This window comes from Acinetobacter sp. PK01 (genome assembly GCF_022819285.1).
Taxonomy (GTDB): Bacteria; Pseudomonadota; Gammaproteobacteria; order Pseudomonadales; family Moraxellaceae; genus Acinetobacter; species Acinetobacter tandoii.
Window position 1 is genome coordinate 2,450,809 of sequence record NZ_CP094643.1, and the last position, 13,672, is coordinate 2,464,480.

Annotated in this window: 9 protein-coding genes; 5 read left to right on the top strand and 4 right to left on the bottom strand. The window is 40.2% G+C overall.

Features of this window, described 5'->3' with window-relative positions; genetic code table 11:
- Positions 1 to 158: 158 nt before the first annotated feature.
- Positions 159 to 1,421 (bottom strand): HAMP domain-containing sensor histidine kinase, encoded by a 1,263-nt coding sequence (locus MP622_RS11545; protein WP_243791058.1) that lies wholly within the window; start codon positions 1,419 to 1,421, stop codon positions 159 to 161.
- Between the two features lie 322 nt (positions 1,422 to 1,743).
- Here MP622_RS11545 and MP622_RS11550 point away from each other — a divergent pair, with 322 nt between their 5' ends.
- Entirely contained in the window at positions 1,744 to 3,318 is a 1,575-nt protein-coding gene (locus MP622_RS11550) for a sensor domain-containing diguanylate cyclase (protein ID WP_243793524.1), read from the top strand.
- Positions 3,319 to 3,409: 91 nt separating this feature from the next.
- Here MP622_RS11550 and MP622_RS11555 read toward each other — a convergent pair whose 3' ends face one another.
- Positions 3,410 to 5,458, bottom strand: a complete 2,049-nt coding sequence (locus MP622_RS11555) for an EAL domain-containing protein (RefSeq protein WP_151504510.1) — start codon at positions 5,456 to 5,458, stop codon at positions 3,410 to 3,412.
- Positions 5,459 to 5,732: 274 nt separating this feature from the next.
- On the bottom strand, positions 5,733 to 7,922 hold the full coding sequence (locus tag MP622_RS11560; RefSeq protein ID WP_044738700.1) for a carboxy terminal-processing peptidase: 2,190 nt from the start codon (positions 7,920 to 7,922) through the stop codon (positions 5,733 to 5,735).
- Positions 7,923 to 8,147: 225 nt separating this feature from the next.
- Here MP622_RS11560 and nagZ point away from each other — a divergent pair, with 225 nt between their 5' ends.
- Both nagZ and MP622_RS11570 read left to right on the top strand, forming a co-directional pair.
- Positions 8,148 to 9,167 carry a beta-N-acetylhexosaminidase gene (nagZ, locus tag MP622_RS11565; RefSeq protein WP_016168214.1) on the top strand — a complete coding sequence of 340 codons (1,020 nt, stop codon included), beginning with the start codon at positions 8,148 to 8,150 and terminating at the stop codon, positions 9,165 to 9,167.
- A 109-nt stretch (positions 9,168 to 9,276) separates the two neighbouring features.
- On the top strand, positions 9,277 to 10,152 hold the full coding sequence (locus MP622_RS11570) for a class I SAM-dependent methyltransferase (protein ID WP_151504511.1): 876 nt from the start codon (positions 9,277 to 9,279) through the stop codon (positions 10,150 to 10,152).
- A 71-nt stretch (positions 10,153 to 10,223) separates the two neighbouring features.
- Here the strand turns inward: MP622_RS11570 and MP622_RS11575 are convergent, their stop codons facing one another.
- A complete protein-coding gene (locus MP622_RS11575) occupies positions 10,224 to 11,549 on the bottom strand; it encodes an alpha/beta hydrolase (protein WP_016168216.1) in 1,326 nt (441 codons plus the stop codon).
- A gap of 307 nt (positions 11,550 to 11,856) precedes the next feature.
- Here MP622_RS11575 and MP622_RS11580 point away from each other — a divergent pair, with 307 nt between their 5' ends.
- Together MP622_RS11580 and MP622_RS11585 are read left to right on the top strand one after the other, a co-directional pair.
- Positions 11,857 to 13,122: a glutamate-5-semialdehyde dehydrogenase gene (locus MP622_RS11580; protein ID WP_151504512.1), complete on the top strand. Its 1,266-nt coding sequence runs from the start codon at positions 11,857 to 11,859 to the stop codon at positions 13,120 to 13,122.
- Between the two features lie 128 nt (positions 13,123 to 13,250).
- Positions 13,251 to 13,652 carry a hypothetical protein gene (locus MP622_RS11585; protein ID WP_016168218.1) on the top strand — a complete coding sequence of 134 codons (402 nt, stop codon included), beginning with the start codon at positions 13,251 to 13,253 and terminating at the stop codon, positions 13,650 to 13,652.
- The last annotated feature ends 20 nt before the right edge of the window (positions 13,653 to 13,672 follow it).

The following is a 13,672-nucleotide window of genomic DNA, read 5'->3' on the forward strand; positions in this document are numbered from 1 at the left end:
CTCAGCATATTTCGAAATATGCTGAGCCGATATTGGGCATAAGTCTGAATTCGACTTCATTTCGAGTGTACTCAATCAAATGCTGGGATACTACCGAATGCATGTCATTTTGAACAATTTTTTTAGAACAATATGAATCATCTGGAAAAGATATGTGATTAAGACGAGATTTCTTGTTTCTTTTGGTTTTGACTCAGGGCTAAATAAGATTCCGCTTGCGGCAAAGTCACTTTAAATAAAGTACCTTCCCCCTCTTTGGATTGGACTTGGATTTCGCCCTGATTAATTTCTACAAAACGTTTACACAGCACTAAACCAAGCCCCATGCCCTTTTCGCCATCAGTGCCTTTAAAACTGACCGTTAACCGTGGTTGAAATAGCTGTTCAATTTGTTGCGAAGTCATACCCAAACCTGTGTCTTGAATCGCAATCTCGACCCCTTTGCTTGTGACTTCAGCAGAAATCTTGACTACACCAGAACCATCCATATGAGTAAACTTTAACGCATTGGAAACTAAATTCTGAATCACCGAAGTGACCATATTAATATCAGCAAAAACTTTAATTTCTTCGGGTATAGCATCAATCAATTGAATCTTCTTTTTAATGGCTAAGCCGTTCAACACATTAAAAACAATTTTTGAAGCTTGTTTTAACTGGAAATTAATCGGATGGAAGACAAAACGACCACCTTCTGCCATCGCCCAATTAAGCAAACTTTCCAATAAGCTATACGTAGATTGCGTCGTGTCATGTAAATAGTCGGCAATATTCTGAATACTATCTTCATCCAAACTGCCACGCTCTTGGGCTAACACTTCTGAAAATCCGAGCAAGCCATGAAATGGAGCACGTAAATCATGCGCAATAATTTGAAAAAACTTGGTTTTACTAAAATTTAATGCAGACTGCTGCTCATACATTTCTTTTAGTTCTGCATAATCGATTTTAAGTTCAATGTGCTTCATTAAACTAGCGAATAACTCTTGCACCATCTGGATTTGATCTTGCGAAAATACTTGAGTTTGAGGGCCAAACAAAGCCACATGGCCAACCGAATCACCTTGGCTGTTTTGTAAATTCAAAATAACTAAACGGGGTTGTGATACTAAGCCTAAAGTCGAAATCACTGTTAAAAATTTTGAATAATCAGGATGTCGCTCATCGATATACGCATGTCTAACCAAATTTGGAAACAATGAAGGGCTGGTATAAGCTTTTAAACCTGACTGCATTGACACCCACGCATAAGGCTCATTATTAAATTGTAAAACAGCATAATCTACTGCCAACAATTGCCTCGCCAATCTGAGATAAGTCGCAATCTGATTCTGTGATGAGGTAATCCCCAACAGCAATGAAAGTCTACAAGCACTTAACTGCTCGGTTTCTGAGCCAATTTCTAAGAGTTGTATGTTCATAATTGCCTCGGAAAAATCAAACATTGCGAAGGTAGATTGTACAGATTGGGCTAAACCTTTAATTAAGAACCGATTTTTTAATTATGATACAAAAAATTAAAATATATTTACAAAAACAATATAATACTTAATCTCTGAATTGACCAGTCATACGCGTATTAAACGCATAGATAAATTTCATCAAAACTAGATTTTTATCTCGTTTCTCTATACATTGTCCTATGTAAAACAAGTTTTATTCAGACTGACTTTCAATCCAATATCGTCACTCGACAGCATTTAGCATATACGACATTTTCAACAGCACCTGACCCATATTGTGATGACCTCTCTGCAAAGGCTACTTTCAAAACTCAATCTAGATTTGAGAAAGTTAATTCTTTTTCTTGCGATGTTTAGTGTATTTAGCCTATTCGTGATTTCATTGGCAGTCAGCTATTACATTCAGCGTCAACAACTGATTGAAAATTCATTATCTGTTAATTTTGATTATGCTTCAAAAATTGCGCAAGGAACGGATTTACAATTTAAAAGTCTAGTTAAGCAACTGGCATATAGTGCAGAAATTTTGGGGCATTCTTTTGATGACCCTGCCGCTCTACAAAATGAAGTCAATCGTCTACGTTATCAATCAGATTTTTTTGATAGTGTCGTGGTGATTAATAAAGAAGGACGTTTTGTCAGCTATGCCCCTGAACAATTGGCATTTAATAAACAGCAAGTCAATAAAACCTATGGCATTCAACTGTCATTAGAAAAAAAAGCTCCTGTTATCACACATCCTTACTATTCCATTCGACATAATTTAATTGTCTTTATCTCCCAACCGATTTTTGACCAAAACCACCAATATCTCGGTTTTATTGGCGGAGCGTTGTATTTAAAGAAAAATAATTTAATCCGAGAGTTACTCAGTATCAAATATAATTATCAAAACAGTTATATGTATGTGCTTGATCAATACAATCGCATTATTTTTCATCCTGATGCTAAACGTATTGGTGAAACAGTCACGCACAACTCAGGGCTTGCTCAAATTCAAGCAACCAAGTATGGAAAAATTGAATTGATAAATAGTCAAGGGCGAGAAAATCTCGCGGGTTTTGCCTATGTACCTTCCACCAAATGGATCATCATTTCTCAGCAGCCCACAGCAGTATTATTAGAACAAGCCACCAGTATTGTTTATAAAACTTTATTCGGTATGTCGATCTTTTATCTGGTTATTTTCTTTATCGTCTGGCGTATTGCTTATCTTATTTCCAACCCACTAGAACAACTGGCAAAAATGGCCAGTGTATTGAATACTCCAGATATCGATCAAAGAATCAATAGCATTGAACCTTGGTATTTTGAAGTTTTAAAATTCCGCCTCTCTTTACTACTAAGTGCTCAAAACTTTAAAAAGAGGATTAATGAGCTAAATTACCACGTCAACACTGACCCACTGACAGGCTTTTATAACCGTCGAGGTATGGATGTATTTACCCAAGAATTGATTAATGCCAAAACCCAGTTTTGTGTGATTGCCATTGATATTGATCATTTCAAACAAGTCAATGATACCTATGGGCATGACAAGGGTGATGTGGTTTTACAAAAAGTGGCTGAACTGATTCAGGCCAACTTCCGTGATAATGATGTGTGCTGTCGTTTTGGTGGCGAGGAATTTATTGTTCTAACACCTAGTACTGATTTAAATATTGGTTATAAATTAGCAGAACGCCTAAGACTCAAATTAGAATCAACTTTAATTGAAGGCATTGGTCCTATCACTGTTTCGATTGGTCTTGCACATTGGCCCGACTCTTCCATACATATTAAAGCGGTAATGAAACTGGCCGATGAAAACCTCTATCAAGCCAAAGCTGATGGACGCAACCGTATCTGTATGTGACTAAAGGTACTTTAAAATTTAATCCTGCCCAAGGAACCATCTTGTACAATCAAAAATCCGACCAATACATCAACGTACTTTAGTTTAATAGTTAAAAACGTTCGAGTTGCTCAACTTCCATTGGCATAGCAAGTAAATAGCCTTGTAGCTGTTGGCAACCTAAACGCGATAGAATTTCAGCTTGTGAGGCACATTCCACCCCTTCAGCGGTCACCACCAAACCGAGTTTAATCGCAAGTTGAATAATACTTTCTAAAATCATTTCTTCTTTAGAATCAACTTCTAAATCGTAAATAAACTCACGATCAATTTTCAGCTCATCTACAGGAAGATTTTTTAAATACAGAAAACTTGAATGTCCTGTACCAAAATCATCAATTGCCAACTTAATGCCCATTTGGCGCAAACGCTCGAAACTCAAAATACTAGACTCAATGTGATGCATAGCCGTCGTTTCTGTAATTTCAATCATCAAATGGCTTGGATCAATTTGATATTTTTCAAATAACTGCTCAAGGTTGGTGAATAAATGCTTGTGCTCAAATTGCACGGCAGATAGGTTTACAGCAACAGGGAAAAATGGGGCATTATTTTTTTCCCAAATTTGAATCTGACGGCAAGCTTGCTCAAGCACCCAATAGCCCAATTCAATAATGAGTCCCGTCTTTTCCGCGCCACGAATAAACATATTCGGGGTTAATAACCCCAAACTAGGATGCTGCCAACGAATTAATGCTTCCACGCCACAAATTTGATGATCACGTGTAGTAAATTTAGGTTGGTAAAATAAGATAAATTGCTGCTCTTCTACAGCCTTATATAAATCATTGATTAATTTGGTTAAACTTTTAGTTTCTTGCTGATCTACTGTGTAGTTAAATACTGAATAGGTGTTGCGTCCCTGATATTTCGAGGAAAGCATTGCCGCATCGGCATTGATTAATAAATCTTGAAGATTATTGCCATGTTCCGGGAACATCGCGATACCGACACTTGCCGAGATATTAATTTCCTTCCCTGCAATCAAAAAGCTATTTTGAATTTGTTCAAGTGCAATATTTGCCATACGCTCGGCTTGTTCCAAACTTGCATCTTCAATCACCATCAAGAACTCATCACCACCAATACGGAGTAATTTTTGGTGTTCATTCAATTGGGCGTGAATACGGCTTGAAAGCTGTACCAACAATTGGTCGCCAACGTGATGACCAAAGACATCATTCACCCCTTTAAAACGATCTAAATCAATAAAAAGAAAAGCAATTTTTTGGTCATTGTAACGGTGATTGGTAAATAGAAAATGTGCATATTCAGCTAAATACAACCGATTCGGCAGCTTAGTCAGATTATCTCTAACCGCTTGTTTCGCCAACTCTTGATTTGCAATATATAATTGTAAGTTGCGCTCTTCTAAGCGTTGCTCTAGCATCGCCACAAAAAATGCAGCAATAAAAATCAGGGAAGTCACCAATAATACGGTAAATAAAATGAGACTATAACCTGATTGATTTAAGTTGATTAGATCGGTCGGATGTTTCACAAACTTGGTTGCTGCCATACCACTAAAATGCATACCCACAATTGTGGTTGACAGCAATAATGCAATACCCAGTTTTAACCAGAATTTATATTTAATTGCCGCTTTATATTTAAAGGTTAACCAGAATGTTAAACCCGAACCACAAATTGCAAAAATAATCGAGAACACCACCAACATGACGTCGTATTGAATATGATAAGACGGTAATTCAAGTGCAAGCATCCCTGTATAGTGCATACCAGAGATTCCTAATCCCATCAACACCGCCCCCATAATGAGACGTGCAAATGACAAAGTTGGACGTGTAATTAACCAAATAGCAAATGTGGATGCAGTAAATGCGATTAAATATGAAGTTAGAGTTAGCCAAAAATCTATGCTAAATGATTCTGGAAAATGGCAAGCGAAAATAGCAATAAAATGCATACACCAAATGGCAACCCCAAGCACCAACCCACTGGTCACCAAAATTACCTTGTGAAGCTTCTGCTGCGGCCCATGAAATAACAATTGTTCGAGTGACACGACCATTAAACATGCCAACAAAGCAAATAAAATAGAACCTATAACTAGGCTTAAATCATAATGTATATGAACCATATAAAGCTTCCGTTTAGGTCATCTTTTTTTTATCAATACATTCAAAGTCGAGCTCTCAAGCGATAAAAAACGTAAAGTTTTTTCAAATTTTATAATCTTGTTTAGAATCTAATACTCTGTCGTTTTGGTCAAGTGTTTATTCTGTATTATTTTAAAAAAAAGCGTGCCACAATTAACCGTTATCCATTTATTTTTTATGCCTTTTTTATACTTAAAATACAATAAAGCCAGCCCAATTGGACTGGCTTTAAATCTGATCTGTGCTGCTAAAGAATTAGGACTTCACTTTCTGGATTTTCGCATAGTCAAGTAATACATTCGCAGCTTCGGTCACAAATGCTTCCTCTTCAGGCAATGCAGGACGTTGTGTTGCTTTCATTTTAGCACGAGACTCCGCTAATGCATCTAGAGATGCTTGATAGCTCTCCCAATTTGCATATGGCTTTTGACCTGTTGCCTGACGACGCTGATTTTCTGCATGTAAAGTTTCTTGCTCTAGTGCAATCAACTCAGCCTTACGTTGTTCAATGTCCAACACGATACGTTTTTGCTCATCCGACTTTTTCGCAATCGCTTTACGCTGTTCCAAATATTTGAACTGTGGCTCGACACTCACGCGTTGTTCAGAAGCTTGATCAAGTTGTTGTACATAAGGTTTAACCGAACCTTCACGCTTGAATGGTGCTGTTGGAATTGTATCCCATTTCAAGGCATTCTTCGCTTTACGCTCACCAAACTCTTCGTTATAAATATCCACCAACGTTACATCTGGAATGACACCTTTGTTTTGTGTGCTCCCACCTGTAACACGGTAGAACTTACGTTGAGTCAAGGTCGCCTGCCCATAAGCCAAACTGTCCAGTTGAACTTGCGCAGTTCCCTTACCTGTGGTGGTGCTACCAATCACAATGCCACGTTCATAATCTTGAATCGCAGCAGAGTAAATTTCACTCGCCGAAGCAGAAGCCAAATTAACTAATACTGCCAGTGGACCAGCATAGGTTTGCGCGCCACCATCATCATCTTCAAACACGCTTACATTGCCATTGCCATCACGAATTTGTACCACTGGACCCGACTTAATCACCTGCCCTAACATACGTGCTACTTCTTCTAAAGAACCACCTGGGTTATTACGCAAATCAATAATGATACCTTCTACATTTTTCGTTTGTAGGTCTTTCAGGGCATTATTGGTATCTTCAGACACTGAACGATATTCGTTGCCTGCACGACGTGCGCGATAATTCAAATAGAAAGACGGAATTTCAATGACACCCATACGGTGCACTTTGCCATCACGTTTCACTTCGACCACGCGTGAACGCACCCCTGCATCTTCTTCCTGAATCACATCACGTACAATCGTCACATTGCGTGCTTGGCTCATTGAAGCACCTGTTGCCAACAAGCGTACAGTTACTTTGGTTCCACGTTTACCACGAATCAATCCCACAATTTCATTGCTTGGCCAACCCACAACATCTATCATTTTTTCGCCATCTTGTGCCACACCAATAATGCGGTCACCCGACTTCACTTGTCCTGTTTTGCTTGCAGGCCCACCATCTACAATAGTTTCAATCTTGGTATAGTCTTCATTACCACGTTCTGGACGAATAGATACCCCAATCCCTTCCAACTGCAAAGTCGTTTGACGGTTCAATTCCATCGCATCGACAGGTGGGAAATAGTTGCTGTGCGGATCATAGGTCAGCATCATTGCATTTAAGGTTTTATCTAGAACATCATCACTTTTGGTACGGCTAATTCGTTCCAATTGACGGGTATAGCGTTTGGTCAACGTCTGAACAGGTGTTAAATCTTCTGGGCTGGTTAAATCCTGCCCATTGGCAAGTTCAGGATTATCTTTTAACACTTTTTGCTTAGCCAGTTCTTCTTGTTTGCTGATGGTCAAATTGATGAGTTGTGACACCAGCATTTTGTGCCAATAAGTACGCTGCTCTTGAGTATTTTTAAAATAAGCCGCTTTTTCACGATCAACATCGATGTAGACATTTGGCTGATTCAAGTTTTGCGGTTTTTTCAGCTCTGCCAACATAAACTCATAAAACTGTGCCAAACGCTCACGATATTGGGCATGAATCGCATAGGGACCCGTTAAATCCCCCGCTTTTAATGCCGCACCAAAGGTCGCACCATATTGCTTTTTGTACTGCTCGACTTCTGAGTTCAGGAAAATCGTATGGTCTGGATCTAAGCTGTCCAGATAAAAATCGAGAATGCGGTTCGAAGTATCTGCATCCAAACGCATATTTAAATAATGTTGACGGTCAACTAAGGTTGCCAATTGTCGTGAAACCAGCGCTTGTTCTTTTGTTGGCACGACAGATTTTGAGACTACAGCGGTATCGTTGGCTGCAATTGCTTGATTGATTGCGTGTGTGAAAAACAAACCACCAGTCGCAATGGCAACTGCACAAGCTATTGTTTGAAGTTTCATAAATAATTTGTACTTCCTTGGTTTTTGACCAAAATTACTGCTTCGTTATTCAACATGAATGGTGCAGATTCAACATCTTAAACAACTAAATATGTTTATGTCGTGTAGTTTTATCATAATCTATGCTGACAAAATGTAGCAAATCATTGCAAAATTCGGGTATTGTTTCGCGGAAGCTGATCCCTTCAGCCTCTTTATTTAAATAATTCAAACACGGACACCGATATGATTGGCGCATTGATGCTAGACATCGCTGGCACAGAACTTACCCAAGAAGATATTGAACTATTGCAAGCTCCGCAAGTCGGTGGCGTTATTTTATTTGCACGAAATATTCAGTCCCCACAACAAGTCCGTGCACTGACCGATCATATGCGTCAAATTCGTCCTGAAATTTTAATTGCGGTCGATCAGGAAGGCGGTCGTGTACAACGTTTAAAACAAGGCTTTACCCTACTTCCTGCAATGGGCCGCTTTGGTGAGTTATACCAGACTAATGCTGAGCAGGCATTAGACCTTGCTGAACAATGCGGCTGGCTCATGGCAACTGAGGTTTTGGCTGTTGGGATTGATTTTAGCTTTGCACCTGTACTCGACTTAAACGACATTAGCGATGTGATTGGTGACCGTGGTTTTGCCAAGAACATGCAAGACATTGTGCCACTTGCCAGTGCTTTTCTGAAAGGGATGAAACGTGCAGGCATGGCATCAACAGGCAAACACTTTCCTGGGCATGGCTCAGTGAAGGCAGACTCACATGTCGCGGCGGCAATTGACTCACGTCCCTATGCCGAAATCTTTGCTAAAGACATGCAAAGTTTTATTCAACTGATGCCGCAACTCGATGCCCTTATGCCTGCTCATGTAATTTATGATCAGGTCGATCCGAACCCAGCAGGCTTCTCTGAGTTCTGGATTCAAAACATTCTTCGCCAAGAGTTAAAGTTTGATGGCGTACTGTTCTCTGACGACTTAAGCATGCAAGCGGCCTGTGTTGCGGGCGGTGCCGATGCTCGCATTCAAGCTGCACTGAAAGCAGGCTGTGATATGGGGCTGGTATGTAATGATCGTGCTGCACAATGTATTGCTTTGGCAGGCATGACTGAACTGCCTCTACCAAATCAGCAACGTTTAGAACGTATGCGCGGGAAAATCCCGAATATTCAAATTGGTGAAACTTTAGCGCTGGGTGCTGAATGGCAACGTGTCAGAGACAACATTACCGCCTTTAGAAATGCTAACTAACTATTCGACGGAAGGAGCACCACAAAGTGCTCCTTTTTCATTATGATGTAAGCACTTTCAGCAACGATTGCTGTACTAAAATCAAAACAAAAAAGTAGGTCAGGAAGACATGTCAGAAGGACTTTCACAACATCGCCATATCTCTTTTACAGCCCATTACACAGGTTATATTTGGTATCAAATGGGGATTTCAAATGCAGTTTTTGCCACTGCCAAAGGTAAATTTTTAGCAAAACTGGTGCATCCATTAGAGTCTTGGGCAGAACGCTATGTAGGGGGGAGTATGCGCAGCACCTTAAAGCAACGCCACCGCATGATTGATGAACATCTTTATCAATTGATTGCCCAGCACCCGCAACTACAAGTCTTAGAAATTGCATGTGGGCTTTCACCGCGCGGTTGGAGTTTCCGTCGCAAGTTTCCTAATTTGGTCTATCGAGAATTAGACTTACCCGAAATGGCACACGTCAAAACTCAAGCACTGCAACAACTTGAATCCAATAGCCCTCAGGTACTAAGTGCTGATATTTTTAGCGATGAATTTTCCCAGGTTTTTCAAAAATTTGACACGCGCTTTCCACTGGTAGTCATTAGTGAAGGGCTGATTAACTATTTTGATAAAACCTCATTGGCACAATTATTCCAAGCCATCAGCAACAACGGGAAGCATTTTCCCGAAATCCACTATCTCAGCGATATTTATCCTGAACCCGTCAAAAATAAATTAGCACATATCATTTGGAGCAGCAGCAAACTGTTAAAAATGATGTCTCGTAGTGCCTTTAGTTTTCACTTTACTCAACCAAATGAGCTTCAGATTTTTTTGCAAGATGCGGGTTTTCAAACATCATCTGTCATTCAACCCAAACTCTATTTCCAAGTGCAAACAGATGAAACCACATCGGAAGAACATCTTGGCGATCTGGTCTGGATGCTACACGCCACAAGTAAACCCCGTACCTTACATCCCGATTTAAAACATTAAAACAAAAGGGGGAGCTGTTTATAGCTCCCCCTTTCATTGATCCTTGATTGCAAATTTAGGGTCACAAGATTTTAAGCACTTGCCGACATCATCAAGGCTTGCTGGCGTTGAATATAGCGCAGTAGACGTTCTGCCACGTCAAAACTGCCATGCTTAAATAAAGCGCGAACATGTGTTTCACCTATCTCAAAGATTAAACATTCAATCGTAAAAGAACCCTCTTCATCGTGCAGATGTAAAGCTAAATCACGTGGATATTGCGCAGCGATTTGACTGTCACCTTGGGTAAAATTGAGTTTTAAACCAAAGAAATTCATATCTTCAATTTCAGTTGATAACTGTAAATCTGAATGACGATGAGTTAAATGAGTAAATGGTTGACTCACCTGAATTCTTGCTTCGCCTCGACGTTCCATGGTTAATAACTGCGCTCGAGTCATATTCAGAATACCATCTAACTGCTGAATAGATTCGCCACGCAAATAAGTTGCGAATAAATGCATGGTTTCTTTACGGCGTTGTAATTGTGGCACATGATCCGCGTTGGCAATCATGGCAAATTCCATATCAGGACATTGCAAGGCAAAATTGGCATTTTCATAAGGCAAGGTGAAACTGTCATATTGACCACATGCAACCAAAACCTTACAACTTGGAATAGGCACATCAGTTAAACGCAGCAAGCGATTACAGTTAATTTCATAGCGTTCTTGCTCGGTCGCAGTAAATTCTGCCATCTGCCGAAAGAACAACCGTTTTGCCGTTGGTGACATTCGCGTCACATCTAATTTGGCATGATTCACCAAATACAAAATGACTGCCTGACCGAATTCCTCCATACGCTGTTCTTGCATTAAAAATAAGGATTCTTCGAGTAACATGCGCCAGCTTTTACGTGTTTTTTGCATCACCCCCATCAAAATCATGCGATCAATCAATTCTGGACGTAAATCTGCCAAACCCGATGCCAATACTGAACCTAAAGACATCCCCATGACCGAAACTCGCTTCAGCCCGACAATATCCAACCACTGTCCCAACATGACTGCGAGATCACTTAACTCTAATGTCCCTGCCGAAAGCCCTGTGTCAACATTAGTAATTTGCTGATTTGCGCCCATAGAAGGTAAATCGATTAAAATGACAGGTCCTGCGGCAAACAGTTGCTCTACACAATATTTATAAGAGTTAAAATTTTGGAATGCGCCACCAATAATCACAATCGGGGTACGGTGAAGTGTTTCAGGTTCAGCAATCGCCATATACTCGATTTTCCATCCATCTATCCAAGTGGTTCGAGCTGGCTGTTTAAAGCTGTGCTTATTATATAAATCAAAAAAACCGTGACGGTTTATTGATGACTGTAATTCCGCGTCCAATTGGATAATGGAATTCATATTCCTTGCCTCCATCCTTGTCTTATTTTTATTTTGCAAGACACTACTTAATGCAACGTATGTGCCTATTTTTAAGCACAAACTCATTCTATTTTTGTGTAAGACGTCAATGTCATTATCGCTTGTCATCATATACAAAGGATGATTTTGGCTGCAACTCATTCCATGACCGCTTGTCTTTTTTTGCCCTAAAAGCGATAGAATGCATCCTGTACGCTAAAGTTTTATCTATTTTCACTGAGATACTTCATTGTCAGTACACAGGCTGTTACTATCGGAACTGAAATTTCTAAGTGATCAAACCGCCATGCAAGAGTCGATTGAACAATACATGCAAACGGTAGGACAACAAGCACGCCAAGCTTCACGCGTGTTAGCCAGCGCTTCTACCCAAACTAAAAACAATGCTTTGTCAGCAATTTACACAGCATTACAGAACAATGAGTCTGCGATTTTAGCGGCCAACCAAATAGACATGGATAAAGGCCGTAACAATCAATTAGACAATGCATTACTTGATCGCTTAGAACTTACCCCCACACGCTTTAAGGCTATGCTACAAGGTCTGAAAGATGTCATCAGTCTGGTCGATCCGATTGGTGAAATCACAGATTTAGCCTACCGCCCTACTGGCATTCAAATTGGCAAAATGCGCGTACCGCTGGGTGTGGTCGGCATGATTTATGAGTCGCGCCCAAACGTGACCTTGGAGGCCGCTTCACTCGCCTTGAAGTCAGGTAATGCCATTATTTTACGTGGTGGTTCTGAAGCATTAGAATCGAATAAGGCCATTGCAGCTGCTATTCAGCACGGACTTAAAGCATCAGGTTTGCCTGAAACTTCAGTTCAAGTGATTAATACAACAGATCGTGCAGCAGTAGGTCATTTGATCACCATGTCGGAATATGTGGATGTGATTGTTCCACGTGGAGGCAAAGGGTTAATCGAACGTATTACCAATGAAGCCCGTATTCCTGTAATTAAACATTTAGATGGCAACTGCCATGTTTTTGTTGAAGCACAAGCAGATTTACTCAAGGCGCTACCGATTGCACTCAATGCAAAAACTCATCGCTATGGCGTGTGTAATGCCATGGAAACCCTCTTGGTTGATGAGAACGTTGCCGAAGAGTTTTTACCGCGCATTGCAGAGCTGTATGCAGAGAAAAATGTTGAACTGCGTGGTTGCGCTGAAACCCAGCGTATTTTAGGCTCAGGGGTTAAACCTGCAAGTGAAGAAGACTGGTATACCGAATATTTAGGTCCCATTTTGGCTGTCAAAGTGGTCTCAGGAATGGATGAGGCCATCGACCATATCAACAAATATGGTTCGCATCATACCGATGCCATCATTACCGAAAACTTCAGCTTGGCGCGTCAATTCCTTGCTCGCGTTGACTCTAGCTCAGTCATGGTGAATGCTTCTACTCGTTTTGCTGATGGCTTTGAATATGGTCTAGGCGCTGAAATCGGCATTTCCACCGACAAGATTCATGCGCGTGGCCCAGTCGGTCTGGAAGGTTTGACTTCGCAAAAATGGATTGTGTTAGGTGATGGACAAATTCGCCAATAATTCCTGTCTAACTAAAGTATCTTTAAGTGTTCAGTTTCAGCCATGAAGCTGAACACAGCGACTACACTATCCCCACCCTAAATCTTGTAACATGATAAAAAAATTGAAAAAGATAAAAGGGAAATCGCATGTTTTACTATTTGATCATTTGTACCTTTTTACTGGCATTACTGGTTTCTTTTACGGTAATGAAAATTTTTTCCAATTCGATTAATGCTATTCTGGCGCGCATTATTCACGATCCAATCCATGAAGCTTGGGCAAAATACACCAAATTTGCCGGTATGGTGGTCGGAACATCTTCAGGCATTCGTATTTACGATATGGAAAAATACATCACGCCGCTGACTTATACCGAAAATGATAAAAAAATTGTGATTGAACTGACTCAAGAACGCTGGGTACTGGAAATTTACCGTACGATCATCGAAACCTTACAAGGTCTGGCTTGGATGATGTTGGTCTTTTTTATGGTGGCATTAATTGCCTATGTCATTGTACGCTGGTCAGAAATCAAGTATCAAAACTAAGCATAAAAACAACACTTAGC

What these genes read in the sequence shown, in the direction of transcription:
- MP622_RS11545 (WP_243791058.1), bottom strand. Translation starts at nt 1,421, where the DNA reads ATGAACATACAACTCTTAGAAATTGGCTCAGAAACCGAGCAGTTAAGT.
- MP622_RS11550 (WP_243793524.1), top strand. Translation starts at nt 1,744, where the DNA reads ATGACCTCTCTGCAAAGGCTACTTTCAAAACTCAATCTAGATTTGAGA.
- MP622_RS11555 (WP_151504510.1), bottom strand. Translation starts at nt 5,458, where the DNA reads ATGGTTCATATACATTATGATTTAAGCCTAGTTATAGGTTCTATTTTA.
- MP622_RS11560 (WP_044738700.1), bottom strand. Translation starts at nt 7,922, where the DNA reads ATGAAACTTCAAACAATAGCTTGTGCAGTTGCCATTGCGACTGGTGGT.
- nagZ (WP_016168214.1), top strand. Translation starts at nt 8,148, where the DNA reads ATGATTGGCGCATTGATGCTAGACATCGCTGGCACAGAACTTACCCAA.
- MP622_RS11570 (WP_151504511.1), top strand. Translation starts at nt 9,277, where the DNA reads ATGTCAGAAGGACTTTCACAACATCGCCATATCTCTTTTACAGCCCAT.
- MP622_RS11575 (WP_016168216.1), bottom strand. Translation starts at nt 11,549, where the DNA reads ATGAATTCCATTATCCAATTGGACGCGGAATTACAGTCATCAATAAAC.
- MP622_RS11580 (WP_151504512.1), top strand. Translation starts at nt 11,857, where the DNA reads ATGCAAGAGTCGATTGAACAATACATGCAAACGGTAGGACAACAAGCA.
- MP622_RS11585 (WP_016168218.1), top strand. Translation starts at nt 13,251, where the DNA reads ATGTTTTACTATTTGATCATTTGTACCTTTTTACTGGCATTACTGGTT.